Source organism: Arthrobacter sp. Z4-13 (assembly GCF_054792705.1).
In genome coordinates this window covers 1,370,300-1,390,563 of sequence record NZ_CP096459.1, presented here as the reverse complement: position 1 = coordinate 1,390,563, position 20,264 = coordinate 1,370,300, and the positions used below count along the sequence as shown (strand labels likewise).

General features: G+C 65.6%; 21 protein-coding genes. 6 read left to right on the top strand and 15 right to left on the bottom strand.

Annotated features, from left to right (window positions below; translation table 11 throughout):
* Positions 1-34: 34 nt before the first annotated feature.
* Positions 35-1,393, top strand: a complete 1,359-nt coding sequence (locus M1E07_RS08205; RefSeq protein ID WP_461189749.1) for a M1 family metallopeptidase — start codon at positions 35-37, stop codon at positions 1,391-1,393.
* Between the two features lie 15 nt (positions 1,394-1,408).
* Here M1E07_RS08205 and M1E07_RS08200 read toward each other — a convergent pair whose 3' ends face one another.
* Genes M1E07_RS08200 through pheS form a run of 3 tightly spaced genes read right to left on the bottom strand, consistent with a single transcriptional unit; the run spans position 1,409 to position 5,714 of the window.
* Complete coding sequence (locus M1E07_RS08200) at positions 1,409-2,086, bottom strand: 4'-phosphopantetheinyl transferase family protein (RefSeq protein WP_461189748.1); 678 nt, start codon at positions 2,084-2,086, stop codon at positions 1,409-1,411.
* A 20-nt stretch (positions 2,087-2,106) separates the two neighbouring features.
* Positions 2,107-4,650 (bottom strand): phenylalanine--tRNA ligase subunit beta, encoded by a 2,544-nt coding sequence (gene pheT, locus M1E07_RS08195; RefSeq protein WP_461189747.1) that lies wholly within the window; start codon positions 4,648-4,650, stop codon positions 2,107-2,109.
* A gap of 2 nt (positions 4,651-4,652) precedes the next feature.
* Complete coding sequence (pheS, locus tag M1E07_RS08190; protein ID WP_461189746.1) at positions 4,653-5,714, bottom strand: phenylalanine--tRNA ligase subunit alpha; 1,062 nt, start codon at positions 5,712-5,714, stop codon at positions 4,653-4,655.
* 210 nt (positions 5,715-5,924) lie between these two features.
* Between pheS and M1E07_RS08185 the strand changes: the two genes are divergently transcribed.
* The 3 genes from M1E07_RS08185 (at position 5,925) to M1E07_RS08175 (ending at position 8,355) form a co-directional block, all read left to right on the top strand.
* A complete protein-coding gene (locus M1E07_RS08185; protein ID WP_461189745.1) occupies positions 5,925-6,404 on the top strand; it encodes a hypothetical protein in 480 nt (159 codons plus the stop codon).
* 3 nt (positions 6,405-6,407) lie between these two features.
* A complete protein-coding gene (locus M1E07_RS08180) occupies positions 6,408-7,145 on the top strand; it encodes an SIMPL domain-containing protein (RefSeq protein WP_461189744.1) in 738 nt (245 codons plus the stop codon).
* A 70-nt stretch (positions 7,146-7,215) separates the two neighbouring features.
* Positions 7,216-8,355 (top strand): Rv2578c family radical SAM protein, encoded by a 1,140-nt coding sequence (locus tag M1E07_RS08175; protein ID WP_461189743.1) that lies wholly within the window; start codon positions 7,216-7,218, stop codon positions 8,353-8,355.
* Here the strand turns inward: M1E07_RS08175 and M1E07_RS08170 are convergent.
* A complete protein-coding gene (locus M1E07_RS08170; RefSeq protein ID WP_461189742.1) occupies positions 8,352-8,801 on the bottom strand; it encodes a (deoxy)nucleoside triphosphate pyrophosphohydrolase in 450 nt (149 codons plus the stop codon). The genes M1E07_RS08175 and M1E07_RS08170 overlap by 4 nt on opposite strands.
* A 164-nt stretch (positions 8,802-8,965) precedes the next feature.
* Here M1E07_RS08170 and M1E07_RS08165 point away from each other — a divergent pair, with 164 nt between their 5' ends.
* Entirely contained in the window at positions 8,966-10,174 is a 1,209-nt protein-coding gene (locus M1E07_RS08165; protein WP_461189741.1) for an MFS transporter, read from the top strand.
* Between the two features lie 335 nt (positions 10,175-10,509).
* On the opposite strand, the gene M1E07_RS08160 is transcribed toward M1E07_RS08165, so the two are convergent.
* The 4 genes from M1E07_RS08160 to infC form a co-directional block, all read right to left on the bottom strand.
* The gene (locus M1E07_RS08160; protein WP_461189740.1) at positions 10,510-11,421 is read right to left on the bottom strand and encodes a TrmH family RNA methyltransferase; all 912 of its coding nucleotides are present in this window, start codon (positions 11,419-11,421) and stop codon (positions 10,510-10,512) included.
* 64 nt (positions 11,422-11,485) lie between these two features.
* On the bottom strand, positions 11,486-11,872 hold the full coding sequence (gene rplT, locus M1E07_RS08155) for a 50S ribosomal protein L20 (protein WP_050055645.1): 387 nt from the start codon (positions 11,870-11,872) through the stop codon (positions 11,486-11,488).
* 119 nt (positions 11,873-11,991) lie between these two features.
* Positions 11,992-12,186: a 50S ribosomal protein L35 gene (gene rpmI / locus M1E07_RS08150; RefSeq protein ID WP_009358635.1), complete on the bottom strand. Its 195-nt coding sequence runs from the start codon at positions 12,184-12,186 to the stop codon at positions 11,992-11,994.
* A 116-nt stretch (positions 12,187-12,302) separates the two neighbouring features.
* Positions 12,303-13,337, bottom strand: a complete 1,035-nt coding sequence (gene infC / locus M1E07_RS08145) for a translation initiation factor IF-3 (protein ID WP_461189739.1) — start codon at positions 13,335-13,337, stop codon at positions 12,303-12,305.
* Between the two features lie 388 nt (positions 13,338-13,725).
* On the opposite strand from infC, the gene M1E07_RS08140 reads away from it, so the two are divergent.
* Positions 13,726-14,112 carry a DUF1844 domain-containing protein gene (locus M1E07_RS08140; protein WP_461189738.1) on the top strand — a complete coding sequence of 129 codons (387 nt, stop codon included), beginning with the start codon at positions 13,726-13,728 and terminating at the stop codon, positions 14,110-14,112.
* Positions 14,113-14,298: 186 nt separating this feature from the next.
* Here M1E07_RS08140 and M1E07_RS08135 read toward each other — a convergent pair whose 3' ends face one another.
* The 7 genes from M1E07_RS08135 to M1E07_RS08105 form a co-directional block, all read right to left on the bottom strand.
* Positions 14,299-15,600, bottom strand: coding sequence for an MFS transporter (locus M1E07_RS08135; RefSeq protein WP_461189737.1), 1,302 nt, complete (start codon positions 15,598-15,600; stop codon positions 14,299-14,301).
* Positions 15,601-15,654: 54 nt separating this feature from the next.
* On the bottom strand, positions 15,655-16,536 hold the full coding sequence (locus M1E07_RS08130) for an SseB family protein (RefSeq protein WP_461189736.1): 882 nt from the start codon (positions 16,534-16,536) through the stop codon (positions 15,655-15,657).
* A gap of 28 nt (positions 16,537-16,564) precedes the next feature.
* Positions 16,565-17,311: a bifunctional 1-(5-phosphoribosyl)-5-((5-phosphoribosylamino)methylideneamino)imidazole-4-carboxamide isomerase/phosphoribosylanthranilate isomerase PriA gene (gene priA / locus M1E07_RS08125; RefSeq protein ID WP_461189735.1), complete on the bottom strand. Its 747-nt coding sequence runs from the start codon at positions 17,309-17,311 to the stop codon at positions 16,565-16,567.
* Between the two features lie 68 nt (positions 17,312-17,379).
* A complete protein-coding gene (locus M1E07_RS08120) occupies positions 17,380-17,541 on the bottom strand; it encodes a hypothetical protein (RefSeq protein WP_461189734.1) in 162 nt (53 codons plus the stop codon).
* The gene (hisH, locus tag M1E07_RS08115; protein WP_461189733.1) at positions 17,542-18,309 is read right to left on the bottom strand and encodes an imidazole glycerol phosphate synthase subunit HisH; all 768 of its coding nucleotides are present in this window, start codon (positions 18,307-18,309) and stop codon (positions 17,542-17,544) included. It lies immediately after the preceding gene.
* Positions 18,306-18,932, bottom strand: coding sequence for an imidazoleglycerol-phosphate dehydratase HisB (gene hisB, locus M1E07_RS08110; RefSeq protein WP_458778959.1), 627 nt, complete (start codon positions 18,930-18,932; stop codon positions 18,306-18,308). The genes hisH and hisB overlap by 4 nt, the downstream gene beginning before the upstream one ends.
* Positions 18,933-18,992: 60 nt before the next feature.
* Complete coding sequence (locus M1E07_RS08105; protein WP_461189732.1) at positions 18,993-20,111, bottom strand: histidinol-phosphate transaminase; 1,119 nt, start codon at positions 20,109-20,111, stop codon at positions 18,993-18,995.
* Between the last annotated feature and the right edge of the window lie 153 nt (positions 20,112-20,264).

Genomic DNA, 20,264 nt, shown 5'->3' with positions numbered 1-20,264 from the left:
CCACCAACAGTAGTTAGTTAAGGCCACTCCCCTTATGAGCTCGCCAGAATCAGTCCGCGGAACCTCCACCCGCGAGCCCGGACCCGCCCCGTGGTCTGACCCCTATGTGGCGCACCACGGCACCGACGCCTACAGCGTGTCCCGCTACGAACTGGAGCTGGATTACAGGCTTGCAAGCAACCGGCTGAACGGCAGGGCGCTGCTCCACGCGGTGGCCAACCGCGCGGCTTCCGCTGTGGTGCTTGACCTGGTGGGGCTTCGGGCAGTCAAAGTGCAGTTTAACGGCCGCCGCGTGCGCCGCTTTTCCCAGCGGGCAGAGCAACTGGTGGTGCATCTGGAAACAGCCCTGGTTCCCGGCGAGGGTTTCACCGTGGATGTCCGTTATGGGGGCAATCCTGCTCCCCACCGCGGCCTGTGGGGCGAAGTGGGCTGGGAAGAACTGACCGACGGCGTGCTTGTGGCAGGACAGCCCAACGGCGCCCCGTCCTGGTTCCCCTGCAACGACCACCCCCGGGACAAGGCCGGCTACCGCATCTCGGTCACCACAGACGCGGACTACCGGGCCGTCTGCAACGGGGTGCTGGTCGCCCATACGCGCGGGTCCAGCAGGGAGACCTGGACCTACGAGCAACAAGAGCCGATGGCCACGTACCTGGCAACTGTACAGATCGGCAGGTATGACGTCCTGGTACTCGACGACGGTTCTGCCGGCGGCGTGGTGCAGACCGTTGCCGTCCCCCCGGCCTTGGCTCATGCGGCGGAAGCCGGGCTGGACCGGCAGCATGACATGATGGCGGCGTTCGTGCGGCGCTTCGGCCCCTACCCCTTCCCGGGTTACACCGTGGTGGTCACTGATGACGTTCTGGAGATCCCGTTGGAGGCCCAATCGCTGTCGATCCTGGGCAGGAACCACCTCGGCCCGGAATGGGAGTCCCAGCGGCTTATCGCCCATGAGCTCTCGCACCAGTGGTTTGGCAACTCCCTGACCGTGGCAGCCTGGCACGACATCTGGCTTCACGAGGGCTTCGCCTGCTACGCGGAGTGGATCTGGTCAGAGGAAGCCGGCGTCATGGGCGCCCACCAGCGGGCGGCGTCAGCCTGGCGGGGGTTGTCCGCTGCGGAACAGGACCTGCTGATCGGGGATCCAGGGCCGGCGCTGATGTTTGACGACCGCGTCTACAAGCGCGGCGCGCTGGCACTGCATGCGCTCCGACTGCAGTGCGGGGATCTTGCCTTCTTCACGCTGCTGCAGGAATGGACCAGGACCCACCGCCACGGATCGGTCTCAACGGCAGACTTCGTGCTGCTGGCGAACCGCGTGGCGGGCATCGACGCCGAGGCGGTGCTCCACCCCTGGCTCTTTGAACTGGCGCTTCCGCCGCTGCCTGCCTAGCCGAACCCGGCCAGGCTAACGCAGCCGGCCCACCGCTACGGCAGCAACGAGCGACGCCGGCAGTCCGGTGGCGGAAGGCGGTAGGTCCGTCAACCCCGGCCTCTCCAGGACCGCCACTTCCCGGGGGTCCGTCCGGAGTCCATCGCCGGTCATTTTGAGCCAGGCTTCTTTCCGGGTCCACAGCCGCGCCCGTTCGCGGAGCAGCGCGGCTCCCTGGAGTCCGGCAACGGCGGGCTTTTCCGCCGCAGCCAGTGCCACATCATCAAAGTCCTCGAAGCCAAGCCGTTCGGGATTTTCCACGTCAACACCCAGCCGCTCCCCTGCCATGGGGGATGTGAGCCCCGCCAGAAGAACCCAGTCTCCGGCCCGGGACATGCTCAGCAGCAGGGGCAGCGGTTGGCCGTGATACGTGAAGCCGGGGCGGCCGTGGGAAACGTCGGGTCCGGACCCGCATTGCGGACAGGAGTATGCCGCCTGCAGCTGGGCGGCCGGGATGCCGAGGAGGCTGCCGGCAAAACTGCGCAGGGCTGCCCTGCCGGCCAGGAAGCGTGCGGCTACACCCCGCTCCATCGCTGCTGCCCGAAGCGCCTCTGCGTGCCCGGGCGCGGGCCGCCCGTCGACACCGCGGCCTGCCTGCAGACAGTGAATATCGGCAGAAATATCCACTGCCCGCAGGACCAGCCTGGACTCCATGGGACCGGGCTACTGCCGGCCTAGCGCTGGACCGCGCCGAAGCGCGCGGCCGCCAGGGCAACTGCCCCTTCGCGGGCAGCTGATGCTTCGTCGGCCGTGAGGGTACGGTCGGCGGCACGGAACCGGAGTCCGAAGGCCAGGGACTTCTTGCCCTCTTCGATTCCCTTGCCGGCGTAGACATCGAACAGCGCTACATCCTCCAGCAATTCGCCGGCACCTTCGCGGAGTGCGGCCAGGACCTCATCTGCGGGAACGCCGGCAGGAACCACAAGGGCCACGTCCTGGGTGGCCACCGGGAACCCGGAGATGGGGCGCGCCACAATGACGTCCGCAGCAGCGCTGAACAGCGCGTCCGCGTTGAGCTCCAGGGCAACCGAGCGGGCGGGCATGTCCGAAGCGGCAAGGAGCTTGGGGTGCAGCTCTCCGGCGTAACCCACCACCTCCCCCGAGCGCAGGGACAACTGCGCCGCGCGGCCCGGATGGAATGCCTGGTGGCTGCCTTGGCTGACCACTACTTCCACGCCCAGGACGTCCCCGGCAAGCCGGGCAATGTCCAAGGCGTCCGCCCAGTCCCACACCCGTGGCGCATGTGCCGCCGCGGCAGGGGAATCGTGACCGGTAAGGACCACACCAAGGTGGAAAGGTTGGGCGGGGACGCCGTCGTACAGTCCGTCCAGCACCTCATCGGTTGGCTTGATGCCGAGGGGCGGGATCGAGTCCGTGCCCATCCGCTCAGCCGGCAGGAACACCAGGCCCGACTCGAAGAGTGCCAGGTCGCGGAAGCCGCGTGAGTGGTTGCGTTTAGCCACCTCAATGAGCCCCGGCAGGATCGAGGTCCGCAGGAAGCCCTGTTCCTCGCTGATTGGGTTTGCCAACTTGACCGCGGTCCGGCCTGCTCCCTGTTCTGCCACCCCGAAGGTGTCATTGGCGGCCTTGGACACGAAGGGGTAAGACAGCACTTCGGTGAGCCCCGCGTCAGCCAGTGCCTGGATCAGGCGGCGGCGCTGCTGCTGCACGCGTGTCAGGCCGCGCCCCGGAGGCGCCACCGGCAACGTGGCGGGAATCTGGTCGTAACCCACCAGGCGCGCGACCTCCTCGGAGAGATCCTCCTTGGTCTCCAGGTCATGCCGCCAGCTCGGGGCAGTAACGCTCCACCCGCCGTCGTTCTTCACCACGGCAGCGCCAAGGTCCTCAAGGGAGGTAACGATCTGCTCTTCGGTGAAATCAATGCCGATCCGGGCTGCAGCAAAGGCTGCCGGCAGCTCGATCGTGACGGAGTCCGGGGCGGTTCCGACGTCGGTTCCTGCTTCGTCGGCCGTGCCGCCTGCCAGCTCCACCAGGAGATCGACCACCCGCTGGGCAGCGATGCCGGCCACCTGCCAGTCCACGCCGCGCTCAAAGCGCTTGGAAGCTTCGGACGGCAGCTTGTGCCGGCGGCGGGAGCGGCCGATGGAAACCTCATCGAAGTGCGCGGCTTCAACCAGGATGTTCGACGTCGAATCGCCCACCTCAGTGGCCGCCCCGCCCATGACGCCTGCGATGCCAATCGGCCCGGAGGCGTCGGTGATCAGGAGGTCCTCGGCGTCGAGCGCCCGTTCCTTGTCATCAAGGGTGATGATCTTCTCGCCCGCCAGGGCCCGGCGCACCACGATGTCCCCGGACAGTTTGTCCAGGTCGTAGCAGTGGGTGGGCTGGCCAAGTTCCAGCATCACGTAGTTGGAGATGTCCACCGGCAGGGAGATGGAGCGGATGCCGGCCAGCCGTAGCCGGGAGGACATCCACGGCGGAGTGGGCCTGGCGGCATCCACGCCCCGGACGGTGCGGGCCACGAACCGGTCGCAGCCCGGCTTGCCGTAGATCGGGGCGTCGTCGTTGATTTTGACGCCGTAGCCGCCAGCGGGCGCGGCGGGAGCCTTAACGCGGGAAGCGGGATCGGTGAAGGCGGTCCCGGTGGCGTGCGCATACTCGCGTGCCACACCGCGGATGGAGAAGGCGTAGCCGCGGTCCGGGGTGACGTTGATTTCCGCCGCCTGGTCGTAGAGGCCCAGGAGCTCCATGGCGTCGGTGCCGATTTCGGGGTCCAGCCCGATGCGGGACAGGACCAGGATGCCGTCGTGGTCCTCGCCAATGCCAAGTTCGCGGACTGAGGCGATCATGCCGGCAGAGAGGTGGCCATAGGTCTTGCGGGCGGAGATGTGGAAATCCCCCGGCAGTACTGCGCCCGGAAGCGTGACCACCACCTTGTCGCCCTCAACGAAGTTGTGGGCCCCGCAGATGATGCCCTGCACGCCGGACGGGTCGATGCCCTTGCCCGTGAGGGTCTGCTCCTGGCCCTCGGGGACAACACGGACCTGGCACCAGTTGATGGTTTTGCCGTTGGTCTGCGGTTCCTTGACCAGGCTCAGGACCTGGCCCACCACGATAGGGCCCTGGAGGGTGTCCGTGGGGCGGTGGACGTCCTCTTCTTCAAAACCCACCTTGACCAGTTCAGCCATAACGTCTTCGGCCGTTGCTCCGGCCGGTACCTCTGCGAATTCACGCAGCCAGGAAATTGGGATACGCACTGTTAGATCTCCATCCCGAAGTGCTCGCTGAAACGTACATCGCCTTCGATCATGTCGCGCATGTCCCCCACCTCATTGCGGAACATCAGGGTGCGCTCGATGCCCATGCCAAAGGCAAAACCTGAATAAATGTCCGGGTCGATGCCTGCGGCGCGGAGCACGTTGGGGTTGACCATGCCGCAGCCTCCCCATTCGATCCACCGCGGGCCACCCTTGGCGCCGGGGTGGAAGATGTCCAGCTCGGCGGACGGCTCGGTGAACGGGAAGTAGTTGGGGCGCAGCCGGATCTGGGCTTCGTCGCCGAACATCTGCCGGGCAAAGTGCTCAAGCGTGCCGCGCAAGTCAGCCATGCTGAGGTTCCTGTCGATGGCCAGGCCCTCGAACTGGTGGAACACCGGAGTGTGCGTGGCGTCCAGCTCGTCCGTGCGGAACACCTTGCCGGGGCAAAGGACGTAGATGGGCAGCTCACGTTCCAGCATGGAGCGGACCTGCACCGGGGAGGTGTGGGTGCGCATCAGGAGGTGGGCCTCAGGCGGTTCCACAAAGAAGGTGTCCTGCATCTCGCGGGCCGGGTGGTCCGGCTTGAAGTTCAGGGCATCGAAGTTGAACCATTCCGATTCGACTTCCGGCCCCTCCGCGATCTCCCAGCCCATGCCTACGAAGATATCCGCCACGCGGTCCTGGAGGGTGGATAGGGGGTGCCGGGCACCGGCACGACGACGGCGGGGGGCGGCCGTGACGTCAACGGTCTCCTCGAGGAGGATCCGGGCGTCGTTTTCCGCTTCCAGCTCTGCCGTGCGGTCCGCGAGCGCCTTGTTGACGCGTCCGCGGGACGCGCCCATCAGCTTCCCGGCAACGGCCTTCTGGTCCTTGGGCAGCTTCCCGATTTCGCGGTTGGCGAGGCTGAGCGGCGACTTCTCGCCGGTATGGGCGAGCCTCACCGCCTTCAGCTCATCAAGGGTGGCGGCGTCGGCGATGGCGGCGACGGCCTGGTCTACAGCGGCAGTGATGGCGGCTTCATCCGTGGGGTTCGGAATGGCGGCGCCCGGCAAAGTTTCAGTCATCTACTGTTCTTAGCTACGAGTCGTGGCTGCCGGTGAACAGGGCAGCCTGCACGGTTTCCCGGCGGCGCGTCCGTCACTGGCAGGTCATGGATGAAGGACCTTAATTCACGTGCGAATATCGGTTCATTCAATGACCAGGTCAGGGCATACCGGGAAATCCGGCGGCCACTGCCTTCCAGTCTAATTGAACCCCCCGGCTACCATGTCCTCATGACACCACGGCTGGTTTCGGCACCCCGCCTGCACCTGACTGTCCACCAGCGGTTGCGGCTGGCCGCCAATGCAATCAACGGCAGCACAGTCCTGGGCCTCGCCGTGGCCGCCGCGGCGCGGACGAAAGTCAGCAGGGGCCCGCGGGGCCTGATTATCGCAGCGGGATACCGGTGGCGCCTGCCGTTCGCCGGCGCGTTCACCCTCGGAAACGTGGTCCTGTGCCGCTGCACTGCCGCTGACCTGCTCTCCCGCCCGGCGCTGCTGGGACACGAGGAAAAACACTGTTCCCAATACGCCTGGTGCCTCGGCATTCCTTTCCTCCCGCTTTACTTTCTCGCCGCAGGCTGGTCCTTGATCCGTACCGGCAATCCGGGCACCGGCAATGTCTTTGAACGCAGCGCGGGGCTGGCAGCCGGCGGATATCCTGCGCCCCTGGACCGCCGCCGGCCTCGGCGCCCATCTGAAGTGGAGGCGTGACCCATGGACACGGAACCCGGGCGTGATGAAGCAGGCGCCGGCGTCGGGCCTGGCGGGGATAACCCCGGCGGCACTGGGTCCATTGGCGCTGGGTCCGGTGGCAATGGGTCCGGCACTGTCAGTGTCACCGCTACCGGTTCGGCGGAGGCTGCCCCTGACCTCTTGGTGGTGTCGATCGGCGTGGAGTGCCGGGCCGACTCCGTGGAGGCTGCCTACTCCCGGGCGGGCACCAGCTCCGAAGCCGTTGCGTCGGCGTTCCGCCGGCAGGGAGTAGAGGGAGCCGACATCCGCACCACTGGCCTCAACGTGCGGGCGGACCTCGTGTGGAGGGAAGGCGAAGGACAACGTGTCACCGGGTACGTTGCAGCCAGCACTCTCACCGTAAGGTTGCGGGCCCTCGGTTCCGCCTCCGCCGCAATTTCTGACGCCGTTGATGCGGGCGGCAACGACGTCCGGCTGAACGGCCTGGAGCTCACCTTCAGCGACGATGCCGCGGTACGGGCGCGTGCACGGGAGGCTGCCTGGCTGGACGCATTGCGTACAGCACAGCAGTACGCCCAGCTTGCCTCGGCCCGTTTGGGGCGGGTGCTTTCCCTAGCGGACAACATCCCGGTCAACAATCCGGTGCCGGTGGCCCGGATGCAGCGGGCGGCGTCTGTGGAATCCGTCGCCGTGGAGGCAGGAGATTCAGTGGTGACCGCGGCAATCAGCGTGGTCTGGGAGCTCCGGGCCGGCGCGTAGGCCAGCAAATCCGGGCCCTTTCGGCCGTGCATGCTTGACTTCGATTCGAACATAGATTCGAATAGGAGCTATGAGATGGGATGCCCAAGCACTGATGCCGCCGCCGGCAGAAACTGATGCGGCCGGCGCACCGCCCGCACTGCTTCCGCTCGCCGGCCTGGTCAGGTCTGTGACCACACCCGATTTCGCTGGAATCACCTTCCACGAGGTCAACTCCAAATCTGTGCTCAACAAGGTTCCAGCCGGTTCACGGATGCCTTTTGAGTGGACCATCAACCCCTACCGGGGCTGCAGCCACGCCTGTGTGTACTGCTTCGCGAGGAAGACCCACACCTACCTTGATTTCGACGCCGGGCTGGATTTCGACAGCCAGGTGGTGGTGAAAGTCAACGCGGCCGAGGTCCTTCGGAAGGAGCTGGCCAAACCGTCCTGGACCCGCCAGCAGGTGGCCCTGGGCACCAACACGGACCCCTACCAGCGCGCCGAGGGCCGTTACCAGCTCATGCCCGGGATCATCAATGCCCTTGCTGAGTCCGGCACTCCCCTGTCCATCCTCACCAAGGGAACACTGCTGGCCAGGGACATCCCCCTGCTGAAGAGCGCAGCCAGCCAGGTGCCGGTTGGCCTCGGCATCTCACTTGCCATGACCGACGAAGCGCTGTCCGAGTCCGTGGAGCCGGGCACGCCCGGGCCGCGGGCACGGCTTAAGCTTGTGTCCAGGCTTCGTGAGGCCGGGCTCCCCTGCGGGGTGATGGCCATGCCCATCCTGCCGTGGCTTTCGGACAGCGATGAAGCCCTGGATTCGCTCTTTGCCTCGCTCGCTTCCGCCGGAGCCACGGGGGTAACCGCCGGTGCGCTGTACCTGAAGCCCGGGACCAGGGAATGGTTCATGAAGTGGATCGCCGCAAACCATCCCGGCCTCGCGGGGCGCTACCGGCGCCTTTACGGAACCGGCTCCTACGCGTCAAAGGAATACCGCACCTGGCTCGCCGGGAAAGTCCGCTACTTCAAGGCAAGGCACGGTTTTTCCCACTCGTCCGGCTTCAGCCACCGCGACCTGGACGATCCCCGCGGTGAGGAAGCAGAGTACCCGGCCGGCGTCATCCCTGCTCTGTCACCTGCGGGAACGCTGCAGCCAGCATTGGGCCACACGGAATTCAGCCCGGCGTCCAGCCCGTCAGGGCCAGCGGGACAAGCGACGCTCTTCTAGGAGCGGGCTCCTTCTGCCGGTAAGGCCAGTGCCGCCAGCAGAGCCCGCACAATGGGGAAATCGGCTGGAATCCACGGCAGGCCAAGGACCTCGTGGTGGTTGTCCAGTGATACCCACCGGATTTCATCGTGGTCCTCGAGGGGCTGCGGCTCACCCTCGGCGATTTCCGCGAACCACACCCGCATACTGGCCCGGTCATTCAGGGGCCAGCCGTTCGGGGCGTCCGCTGGAATTTCTGCACCCAGCCGAACGCTGATTCCCAGTTCCTCGGTCAGCTCGCGGCAGAGCGCAGCCTCCGGTTCCTCGTCAGGTTCCACTTTGCCGCCCGGGAACTCCCAGAGGCCGGCGAGCTTTTCCGGCGCACTGCGGCGGGCCACGAGCAGCATGGAAGGTTCGTGGATGCGGTCAACCAAGGCACCGCCCACCACCTGTATCAGTCCAGTCACCGCCCCATTCTATGGGGGACAATGGAAGGACCCCGGCACTCTTTACACGTCGCGGGAATACCTGCGTCCCGCCAGGGGTTTTCCCGGTGGTCCAGGCTTAATCCAGCCCCACTGCCGTGGCTGCAGCCCTACCTTGACTCTCCAGCACTTCGAAAAGCAGGCACATGAGCAGCGTCCTACAGTCACCCACGGCAAAAAGCACTCCCTTCCCCAACGTCGCCATGGCCATCGTCGCCCTCGCCATGGGCGGGGTGGGAATTGGGGTCACCGAGTTCACCATGATGGGCCTGCTCAAGGAAGTGGAGCAGGGCCTTGGCATCAGCACCCCCGAAGCCGGGCACCTCATTTCCGCCTACGCGCTGGGAGTGGTGGTCGGCGCACCGTTGCTTGCCGCCGTCGGCGCCAAGCTTCCCCGCAAGAACCTGGCGCTCGGCCTCATGCTGTTCTTTACCATCGCCAACCTCGCGTCCTTCCTGGCCCCCGACTACGGATCCATGCTGGTTTCACGCTTCGCGGCCGGGCTGCCGCACGGAGCATTCTTTGGCGTTGCCGCGGTCATCGCCGCGTCACTTGTTCCGCCTACCCGCCGTGGCTGGGCCATCTCCATGGTGATGGCAGGCCTGAGCATTTCAAACGTCATTGGCGTACCGGCGGCAACCTGGGTGGGACAGGCCTACGGCTGGCGGTTGCTCTTTATCCTTGTCGGCTTCCTCGGAGTCCTGACCCTGATGCTGATCTGGCGGTTTGTTCCCTTCCACGAGGCCCATCCGGACGCGAGCATCCGTCGCGAGCTCGGGGCGCTGAAACGGCTCCAGGTGTGGCTTGCCATCCTGATCGGCATCGTGGGCTTTGGCGGTTTCTTTGCCACGTACACATATATCTCCCACACCATGACGCAGGTGGCTGGCCTTCCGTCCACGCTGATTCCACTGGTGGTTGCCCTCTACGGCCTGGGCATGGTGGCCGGCAACGTCATAGGCGGCAGGATCGCCGACAGATCCGTCATGGGCACCCTATACAGCGTGCTGCCTGCCATCGCGGTAGCCCTGGTGGTGTACGCCATCGCCGCTCATTGGCCCTGGTCAGCGCTGGTGATGGTCTTCGTGGTGGGCGCCGCCGGGTCCATGCTTATACCGGCGCTGCAAACCCGCCTGCTGGACGCCTCCCCCGATGCGCCGTCCCTGGCGTCATCGTTGAACCACGCCGCCCTGAACGTGGCCAACGCCCTGGGCGCTTTCCTGGGCGGCCTGGTCATCGCCTGGGGATGGGGTTACGTGGCCCCCGCCCTGGTGGGCGCATGCCTGGCAGTCCTGGGACTGGGCGTTGCGGTAGCCAGCGGAGTACTGGAACGCAAAAAACCGCTGGCGGCCTGATCCCTGTTCGGGAGGGCGCCAACGGCTTCCCGGCTTGTGGTTATCTCAGTGCTGCAGCGCCACAGCTGCCGGCCGCGTCGGCGTCACCGGCAGCGGCCCGGTGCAGGTCGGGCTCCAGTAGATGACACGGGCTATGGGGACTGCGGCGCGGATGCGCGCTTCGGCGCTGTCGATCTCCCTGGCGATCTGCTCCCCCGTCGACGAGCGGAGCGCTCCCGGCCGTAACCGAAAGGATGCTCCTCACTGGCGGCCCGTTGTGCCTTCTTGCCGCCTACCAGCAGCAGGATCTGGTTGCGACAGACTCCAAGCCCCCGCTGCACGTATTCCAGGGATCGCTATGACGAAAGGTTGGCCGGCAGGTGTTGCGAACGGGCACTGGCGTAAAGGCAGACCGTGGCTGCAGTTCCAAGGTTGAGGCTTTCGGCAGCACCGTAAACCGGCACCGCCACTCTGTGGTCAGCCAGGTCGAGCTCCTCCTGGGACAGCCCCTGGGCTTCATTGCCGAACAGCCAGGCGGTCGGATTTTCCAGGTCGTACTCTGAGGCAGTGCCATCACCCGTTAGCCGGCGCCGGGCGTTCTCGTCCTGCAAAGCATCAAGGTTGAGGGTGCCGTAGCCATCCGCCGCCAAGATGCCAATGCCGCGGGTGCGGCATGCCGCAGCGAGGTCGCTGACGTCCGCCCCCAGTACAACGGGAAGGTGGAACAGGGATCCCGCTGTGGAGCGGACGGCCTTGGGATTATAAATGTCAACGCTGGAGCCAGTGAGCACCACTGCGTCGGCTCCGGCGGAGTCTGCCGCGCGCAGTACGGTTCCGGCATTGCCTGGATCACGGACCTGGCACAGGACGGCGATCAGGCGGGGACCGGCGTCGAGCACTTCTTCGAGCGTGACGTCCAGGAAGCGGCACACGGCGATGATGCCCTGGGGGTTGACGGTATCTGCCATGGCGGCCAAAACGTCGTCGGTGGCAAGCCGGGCGTTCGTCCCTTCGGACAGCTCCTCGAACTCCGGATACCGGTCCAGGCAGGCAGCGCTTGCGAACACTTCAGTGACCAATCCGGGGACCCCGGCGGCGAGGCGCTGCTGGTGGAGCTTTAGCGCTTCGCGGACTGCCTGTGGACCCTCAGCCAGGAACTGGCCGCGCTTTAAACGGGCCGGGCGCCCTGCAAGTTTTGCCACATCCCTTACCCGATCTGCTCGGGGGTTGGAGAGTGGAAAATCCTGCGGGCGCCCGGTTTCGTTCATATAGGAAACTTTAGTGGCTAGGGCCACGAGTTCCTGAACTGCCCCAGTGGGGAACCGACAGTTGCTAGGCAACAACCTTCTTGGCGGAGGTGTCGGCAGGCAGCGAGTCCTTGGCAACCTGGACCAGCGCGGCGAAGGCGTTGGCGTCGGAGACGGCCAGTTCGGCCAGCATACGGCGGTCAACCTCAACCTCAGCGGCCTTCAGGCCCTGGATGAGACGGTTGTAGGTGAGGCCGTTGGCGCGGGAAGCAGCGTTGATGCGCTGGATCCACAGGCGGCGGAAGTCGCCCTTCTTCTTCTTGCGGTCGCCGTAGCTGTACACAAACGAGTGCAGCAGCTGCTCTTTTGCCTTGCGGTACAGGCGTGAACGCTGTCCACGGTAGCCCTTTGCGCGTTCAAGGATAACCCGGCGCTTCTTGTGGGCGTTGACCGCCCTCTTCACACGTGCCACGTGCGTACTCCTTCGAAAATTCTGCTCCCAAGCATCTACTGCCGGAATTCCCGGCGGCCTGAGAAGGCTTTTTGGTAGGTGACTTACACCAGGTGGTGGTCAGTCAAAAAACTTGGAAACTAGATGCCGAGCATCTTCCGGATGACCTTGGCGTCGCCCTTGAAGACGATCTTGTCGCCGGCGAGGCGGCGGGTCAGCCTGGAGGACTTGTGCTCGAGGTAGTGGCGGCGGTTGGCCTGCTGGCGGCGCAGCTTGCCGCTGCCGGTCAGCTTGAAGCGCTTCTTAGCACCACTGTGGGTTTTCATCTTCGGCATGGGAACCGATCTCCTTACGTGTCCGCAGGCTGGGCCTGCAGTTCTATCGCGCAGCTGCCCCTGGGGGCGGCGTGCTGGTTGCTGACTGCCGGAGGGCGACCTCCGGCAGCTGTGGACTAAGTGGTCTTCTTGCCAGCCGGCTTCGGCACTGCCTTGGGGGCAGGGCGTGCAGCAGGCTTCGGTGCAGCCGGCCGGGCCACTGGCTTCGGCATCGGGACTGCTGCGGGCTTCGGCGCGGCGGCTGCCGGCTTGGCAACTTCGGGCTTCTCCGCAGCCGGCTTGGGGGCCGGTGCAGCAGCCTTGGGTGCAGGAGCAGCAACCTTCGGCGCGGGAGCCTTGGGGGCTTCCTGCTTCGGGGCGGCCTGCTTGGGGGCTTCCTGCTTGGGGGCTTCCTGCTTCGGGGCAGCATCCTGCTTGGGGGCTTCCTGCTTGGGAGCGGCCTCCTTTGCAGGTGCAACTACTGCGGCAGGTTCGACGGCGGGAGCCTCCTGCTCGGGAGCAGCAGCCTCTGCTTCGGGTTCCGTCGAGACGGTGAATCCCTCGGGAAGCAGGTCCGCGAGGGACTGCGTCAGCGGTGCCTGGTCGTCGCCGGAGACGTCGATGCGGCCGGAAGCCTTGGCTTCATTCTCCGCTTTGGCTTCAGCGCGCTGCGTAGCGCGGCGTGCTTCAGCTTTGGCCTCAGCCTTGTTCTTCAGCGGTCCAACCACCATGACCATGTTGCGGCCATCGATGCGCGGGCTGGACTCAACCACACCCACTTCAGAAACGTCGTCGGCAAAACGCTGCAGAAGCCGGATGCCCATTTCCGGACGCTGCTGTTCGCGGCCGCGGAACTGGATCATGGCTTTGACCTTGTCCCCGGCGCCGAGGAAGCGCAGTGCATGCCCGCGCTTGGTCTCGTAGTCGTGGGTGTCGATCTTCAGGCGGAAGCGGATTTCCTTCAGAACCGTGTTCGTCTGGTTCTTCCGTGCTTCACGTGCCTTGACCGCGGCCTCGTACTTGTACTTGCCAAAGTCCATCAGCTTGCACACCGGAGGCTTCGCCTGAGGTGCAACTTCAACGAGATCAAGGTCGGACTCGGCGGCCAGACGCAGGGCATCCTCAATACGGACGATTCCTACCTGTTCACCTGCAGGGCCGACCAGCCGCACCTCGGGGACGCGGATACGCTCATTGATTCTTGGCTCGCTAATGTTAAAGCTCCTGTGTTGTTGTGGGATCCCGGCAAATAGAGAAGGCCCCCAATTGCCGGAGCAATCGAAGGCCTCGAAGATTGGCTGTGCCCGTCCCACTCAAGGGACTGCACACATGGTTCCGGCACGTGCCGGTTCCGATGCCAACCAGTACCCGGCAACCTTGCGTTCCAAAAATTCTGTGGAACAGCGGCTGACGCGGGTGGGAGAGAACTCCGCTTGCAAACTGCATGCCATCTTACAGAAAAAATTCCCGTCAACGCAGTGAAGCGCCGGTGGGAACCTTGATCGTGGGAACAATCTCTGAAATAACGACATCCAGTCGGTCTGTGTCAAGCTTACCAGTATGAGCACCCCAGACAGTAATTCATACGTTTTCGAGCCTGCGGACGACGGTTCCGATGTCTCCCAGCAGATCCGCGACATTTCCGAAGTGCCGGCTATCGAGGTCATCACCACCGCAGCTGTTCACCTGATGAGTGCCGCTGCGGTCAAGCTTGGCCTCGCGGCGGAAGACAACGCCGAGGAGCTGAAGGACCTGGACGAGGCCCGGAAACTGATCACCGCCCTGGCCGGCCTGGTTACCGCAGCCGCCCCGGAGATCGGTTCCCAGCACGCAGGCCCATTGCGCGACGGCCTGCGTTCGCTTCAGCTGGCCTTCCGCGAGGAGTCGCTGATCCCCGACGCCCCGGGCAAGGGCCCGGGCGAGAAGTACACCGGCGCGGTCAACTGACGCTGTAAGACAAACTGAGCAGTTCGCGACGGCGGGCCGACCTCCCCAGGCCGGCCCGCCGTCGTCGTAATCCAGGCAGTTGTCCCACCCCTCCCCCGGGTTTTTGGGCAGAGGGATACGGGGACCTGAACGATCCTGAAGCCGTCGTATCTGTCTCTGTCCGAAAACTCCGCGGCAAGCGGCCAGTCAGGCCGCAAGCCTGCGGCGGCGCCGCTGCAGAACCAGCCCGATGAGGCACAGCGCTACGCCTGCAGCGCCCACTGAGACAAAGCCCCCGGACGGCCCCACCTGGTCGATGAACACTCCCGCCAGCGGCGCACCGAATGCAACACCGGCGGTGAGGGCGGAGCCGTACCAGCCCATCGCCTCGCCGCGCCTCGCCTCATCCACCAGGTCCGCAACCTTCTCGGAGGCTGACGAGAGTACCGGAGCGCACAGGAGCCCGGGAAGGATGGCAACCAGGGCCAGCGTCCAGGTGTCATGGGCGAATCCCATGGGGATGGTCAGGGCTGCCATGCCGAGGAGCAGAACAATGGGTGAGACGGGCCGGTGCATGGCACCGTAGATGAGCCCGCCCACGACGGAAGCTGCGCACCAAAAGAGGAAGACGATTCCAATTTCCGCCTGGCGGCCACCCGTTTCGAGTGCCGCGACAATCCCCACGTCGGTCCCACTGAGGACCATTCCCGCGCCGGCGGCAACGGCGAAGAGTGCGGCCACTGTCGCGGTGAACCAGGTGAAGCTGCCCGCAACCTTCTCCTTCAGCCCGGTGCGGCGGGCATTGTGGGCCGCAGCCGGGGCCAGGTCCGCGGCTGCTTCCTGCAGGTGGGCCGGGGCTGTCGAGACCACGGCCGCCTCGGCCGCACGCTGCTGGTCCGCCTCGCCGTCGCCGTCGTCTGCGGACGCCGCGGTGCGCGTGGGCGGGTTGAACCACATCAGGAACAGGCCGGCCAAGGAGGTGCAGACGCCCACGGTGGTGAGCCCCGCCACGCTGAAGCCGCTGGTGGCCACGATGGCGCCCGCCGCAGGGCCGATCATAAAGACCACTTCGGTGGTGATTGCGTCCAGGGCGAAAGCGGTGCGGCGCTGTTCGCCGTCGGCCAGCACGCCGAGGGACTGGCGCACCACGCTGAAGATGGGCAGCGTAAGCAGTCCGCCCACAAACACCAGGGGAAGCAGCCACTGGTAGGAGACGTGCGGCACGATCGACCAGATCACAGTCTCGGACACCACCGAGGGGATCAACGCCTTGCGAAGGCCCACCGTGTCCACCCGCCGGCCGCGCCATGGAGCACCCAGGGCAATCCCGATGGTCATGACGGCAGCAGCTGCACCCGCAGCGGCGTACCCCTGGCCGAGGGAGAGCACAATGTGAAGGGTCAGCAGCACTCCGGCTGCCGAGTGCGGGATACGGGCAATCATGCCCACCACAAGCAACCGCCTGATGGGCTGGACGGCCAGCAACTCCCGGTAGAGAGCGAAATTCACGAAAGGATCCTTCGGTCTGCCGCAGCCGGCCGGGGATCCCCCTCCTGGCAGCAGCTAGTGGACAGCGCGCCGCAGTTTGATTTCGATGGAGTCGACCCGCTCACCAAACAATACATTCCGGGACCACTCTGCCTGCAGTCCGGCAACCAGCTGCTGCACCCCTCCGGCGTCGAGCCCGTCCGCCAAATACAGCACCACCTGCAGCTCAGGCCCGGCGCCGCCGCCGGAAAGGACTGATCCGTCAGCGGTGCGGGCAGCCACTCCCCTGCCCGGCAGGAGGTCCAGGCTCCTGACCGCCGGGAAGCGTTCTGCCACTTGGCTCATCGCGTTTGCCAGTTCGTGGTCGGCGTAGGACGGGATCCAGTCGTGCTGCTGGGCCAGCGCCCACATGGCCGGCCTCCGCACCACAAATGTCACGTCCGCCCCCGGGTCCAGAACCAGGAGTTCGGCGCCTTCGGACACAGCGGAGAGGGCAGCCCGGGCAGCGTAGACGGCCACCGGCCGCGCCTCCGGATGCCAGGCGGCCAGGGCTGCGGCAGAGGTGAAGGCGGGCATGGCGGTCCTGCCATCGGCTGCCTTGAGGGTCACAAGGGCCATATCCGCCTGCTTGTCGGCCTGCAGGCCGCCCTGCCCTTCCGCTTCTTCGGCCAGCTGGGCAACAATCGGGATGAAGACGCGGGCGGTGGCCAGCGAGTTGATGACACCAGCTTCGTCCCCGTGCCCTGCCTGCAGGGCCGCGACGGCGGCGAGGTAGCCGGCGTCGGCCGTTCCGTCGTCATCCTCGAAGTTATGGATCCTGGCATGGTCCCCGGCAAGGCTTCGCCCGGCCCACGGCTGCCCGGCAGAATCAGCGGCACCACCGGCCCCCGCCAGGGCAGCGGCGATGTGGCCGGGGAGGTGGCGCTGCTGAGGGGAACCGGGTTCGTTGCTGGCCATGGCGTTTCTGGACGTAGGCTGCCCGCTGCTAGCGGCGGCCGGCGACGTCGAGGGCTTCGGGCAACGTGAAGGCGCCGGCGTACAAAGCTTTGCCCACGATGGCGCCCTCTACACCGAGGGGCACCAGGGAACGCAGCACCTTGAGGTCATCCAGGCTGGAAATGCCGCCCGACGCCACCACGGGCTTGCCGGTCTTTTCCACCATCTGGCGGAGCAGTTCCACATTGGGTCCCTGCAGGGTGCCGTCCTTGGTCACATCTGTGACCACGTACCGCGCGCAGCCTGCCTCTTCGAGCCGGCCCAGGACGTCCCAGAGGTCGCCGCCTTCCTTGGTCCAACCACGGCCAGCCAGGGTGGTTCCGCGGACATCGAGCCCGACGGCGATTTTGTCCCCGAAGCGTTCGATGGCCCTGCGGGTCCATTCCGGGTTCTCGAGCGCTGCCGTGCCGAGGTTGACACGGGCCACGCCCAGGTCCAGTGCTGCCTCGAGCGAGGCGTCATCCCGGAGGCCGCCGGAAAGTTCAACCTTGATGTCCAGCCGGCCAACAACTTCCTGGAGGAGCTCTGCGTTGGAACCACGGCCAAAGGCCGCGTCCAGGTCCACCAGGTGGACCCACTCCGCACCCTGCTGCTGCCAGTTCAGGGCCGCCTCCAGCGGGGTCCCGTAACTGGTTTCACTGCCTGCCTCACCCTGGACCAGGCGGACGGCCTGGCCGTTGACGACGTCGACGGCGGGAAGCAGTTCAAGGACCGGCAGGTCGGTAGCGGAGTTCATCGTAATCCTCAGTGTTAGGGGGCAGGAAGTGCGGCGGACAGCTGGCCGGCCTTTGGTTATTTCAGCAGCTAGGTGGCGGGCAGTGTCAGCAGGTAGGCGGCCAGCAGCGCCATGCCCGCCAGGACGTAGAACGAGACCTGCGTCCAGAGGGGCTTATGCTGCTGCCGGAAGGACAGCGCGCCGCCAATCAACAGGCCGGCGAGGGCCATCAGGATAACGGAAGACGACATTCAGGAATCGCTGTTTGGAGGCGTTTGGCCGGTTTCGCCCGGCTTACCTTCCACGGAAGGTTTGCGCAGAGCTTCCACCCAGTTGCGCAGGAGCCGGGCACCGGCATCGCCGGACTTTTCCGGGTGGAACTGGGTGGCGCACAGCGGCCCGTTCTCAACGGCGGCGATGAACGGTGCACCGTGCTCGGACCAGGTGACGAGGGGTGCGGCCATCCGCGGCTGGACCACGTCAAAGTTCCAGTCCTGCACGCCGTAGGAGTGCACAAAGTAGAACCGCTCGTTTTCCACCCCGGAGAACAGCTTTGACCCTTCGGGAACCTTGACGGTGTTCCAGCCCATGTGCGGAACAACTTCCGCTGGAAGGAGTTCAACCTTGCCGGGCCATTCGCCGATGCCTTCAGCTTCCGTGCCGTGTTCCACTCCGGCCTCGAAAAGCACCTGAAGGCCAACGCAGATACCCAGGACGGGGCGGCCGCCGGCGATGCGGCGGCCGATGAGGCGGATGCCGTCCACGGCCTTTAGCTCACGCATCACGGTTTCGAAAGCGCCAACCCCCGGAACCACCAGGCCGTCGGCGTTCAGGACGTCCTCGGGCTTGGAGCTGAGGATCACCTCCGCACCTGCGCGTTCGAGCGCACGCACTGCTGAGCGGACGTTACCTGAGCCGTAATCCAGGACGGTTACCGTGGGCTTCCCCTCGGGCGACGGCAGCTTTTGTGAAGCCGATGGATCGATGATGGCGCCGTCCCGCAGCACCTGGCCACTCACAGCGCACCCTTGGTGGAGGGAATGCCCTCAACACGCGGATCGGATTCGACGGCGGCGCGAAGGGCCCGTGCGAACGCCTTGAACTGGGCCTCGACGATGTGGTGCGGGTCCCGTCCGGCGATGACGTTCATGTGGAGGCAGATCCCGGCGTGCAGGGTTATCGCCTCAAACACGTGGCGGGTGAGCGAACCGGTGAAGTGACCGCCGATCAGGTGGTACTCCTGACCTGCGGGCTCGCCCCCGTGGACCAGGTAAGGGCGGCCGGACACGTCAACCACCGCGTGGGCCAGTGCCTCGTCCAAGGGTACGGTGGCTTCGCCGAAGCGGCGGATTCCTGCCTTGTTTCCCAAGGCCGTGCGCAGCACCTCTCCGAACGTGATGGCAACGTCCTCCACGGTGTGGTGGACATCGATGTGGATGTCCCCGGTGGCTTTCACCGTCAGGTCGATCAGCGAGTGCTTGCAGAGCGCTGTCAGCATGTGGTCGTAAAAGGGCACCGAGGTGTCGATGTCCGAGATGCCGGTACCGTCAAGGTTGATCTCCACGAGCACGGAGGATTCGCTCGTGGCACGCTCCATGCGCGCAGTCCGGGCCACGGCCGCATTGGATCCGGTGGAACTCATGGTCAAGTGTCCTTTGGGAAGAAGGAGTGGTTCAGGGCGTCGAGCGCCGCTGCCTCAAGTCTAGGCCGGAAGCCTGGACTGGCCGGCAAGGATGCTTTCCAGGGAGGTCAGGAACGCTGTGGTTTCCGTCTCAGTGCCTGCGGTCACCCGAAGATGGCCGGGGATCCCGACGTCGCGGATCAGGACACCGGTGTCGAGGAGTTCCTGCCAGACCTGGTGGGGATTTTCCAGTCCGCCGAAGAAAACATAGTTGGAGTCGGAGGCGGCGGGCTTGAGGCCCATCCGGATCAGCTCAGCCACAATCCGGTCGCGCTGCCTTTTGATGTCTTCAACATCGGCCATCAGCGCTTCACGGTGCTGGAGGGCGGCGAGGGCAGCGGCCTGCGTTATGGCGGACAGGTGGTAAGGCAGGCGCACCAGCCGCAGTGCATCCGTAACCTCCGGAGCCGCAGCCATATAACCGAGGCGCGCTCCGGCCAGGGCAAAGGCCTTGCTCATGGTCCGCGAGACGATCAGGCGCTCCCTGCCGGGCAGGAGGGTCAGGGCGCTGGGCGTTCCGTCATGCGCAAACTCGTGGTACGCCTCATCAACAATGACGATTGTCTGGCTCGCTTCGCCGGCCTCATACACAGCTTCAACTACGTCGAGGCCCAGGCCCGTTCCGGTGGGGTTGTTCGGCGAGCAGAGGAATACGATGCTGGGCTGCAGCTTCTTCACCTGCAGGGCCGCGGATTCTGCACTCAGGCCGTAGCCGTCAGCCCGTTCACCCACAATGTATTCGGTGTCCGTGCCGCTGGCCAGCAGCGGGTACATGGAGTAGGTGGGCGGAAAGCCGAGAGCCGTACGGCCAGGGCCGCCGAATGCCTGGAGAATCTGCTGGAGCACTTCGTTGGAGCCGTTGGCCGCCCACACGTTTGACTCATCGAGCCCATGCCCCAGGTACTCCGCCAGCGCCTTCCGCAGTTCGGTGAATTCCCTGTCCGGGTAGCGGTTAAGGCCGGCCGCGGCTTCTGTCACTGCCGCACTGATGGCCGCCTGCACATCTGCCGGGACACCGTGAGTGTTCTCGTTGACGTTAAGGAGGATGGGGACATCCAGCTGGGGCGCGCCGTAAGGGGTGAGCCCACGGAGGTTGCTGCGGAGGGGTAGCCGGTTAAGGCGCTCTAGCTGGTCATTCACCTGAACAGTTTAGTGCCCGGGCCGGGCACCGGAAAATATGACAGCCTCTTGTTCGCGCTGAGCATGTCCCCCTGCGGGCCTTCAGCACACTTTCGTGGGTGTCGTTTCGCAGCCGATTCCAGCGCGGCTCTCCCGCGGCCCGCTTTTCCCGCG

Excerpts from the sequence above, each read along its gene's own strand:
- M1E07_RS08205 (WP_461189749.1), top strand. The coding sequence starts at position 35 with ATGAGCTCGCCAGAATCAGTCCGCGGAACCTCCACCCGCGAGCCCGGA.
- M1E07_RS08200 (WP_461189748.1), bottom strand. The coding sequence starts at position 2,086 with ATGGAGTCCAGGCTGGTCCTGCGGGCAGTGGATATTTCTGCCGATATT.
- pheS (WP_461189746.1), bottom strand. The coding sequence starts at position 5,714 with ATGACTGAAACTTTGCCGGGCGCCGCCATTCCGAACCCCACGGATGAA.
- M1E07_RS08185 (WP_461189745.1), top strand. The coding sequence starts at position 5,925 with ATGACACCACGGCTGGTTTCGGCACCCCGCCTGCACCTGACTGTCCAC.
- M1E07_RS08180 (WP_461189744.1), top strand. The coding sequence starts at position 6,408 with ATGGACACGGAACCCGGGCGTGATGAAGCAGGCGCCGGCGTCGGGCCT.
- M1E07_RS08175 (WP_461189743.1), top strand. The coding sequence starts at position 7,216 with ATGAGATGGGATGCCCAAGCACTGATGCCGCCGCCGGCAGAAACTGAT.
- M1E07_RS08165 (WP_461189741.1), top strand. The coding sequence starts at position 8,966 with ATGAGCAGCGTCCTACAGTCACCCACGGCAAAAAGCACTCCCTTCCCC.
- M1E07_RS08160 (WP_461189740.1), bottom strand. The coding sequence starts at position 11,421 with ATGAACGAAACCGGGCGCCCGCAGGATTTTCCACTCTCCAACCCCCGA.
- rpmI (WP_009358635.1), bottom strand. The coding sequence starts at position 12,186 with ATGCCGAAGATGAAAACCCACAGTGGTGCTAAGAAGCGCTTCAAGCTG.
- M1E07_RS08140 (WP_461189738.1), top strand. The coding sequence starts at position 13,726 with ATGAGCACCCCAGACAGTAATTCATACGTTTTCGAGCCTGCGGACGAC.
- M1E07_RS08130 (WP_461189736.1), bottom strand. The coding sequence starts at position 16,536 with ATGGCCAGCAACGAACCCGGTTCCCCTCAGCAGCGCCACCTCCCCGGC.
- priA (WP_461189735.1), bottom strand. The coding sequence starts at position 17,311 with ATGAACTCCGCTACCGACCTGCCGGTCCTTGAACTGCTTCCCGCCGTC.
- M1E07_RS08120 (WP_461189734.1), bottom strand. The coding sequence starts at position 17,541 with ATGTCGTCTTCCGTTATCCTGATGGCCCTCGCCGGCCTGTTGATTGGC.
- hisB (WP_458778959.1), bottom strand. The coding sequence starts at position 18,932 with ATGAGTTCCACCGGATCCAATGCGGCCGTGGCCCGGACTGCGCGCATG.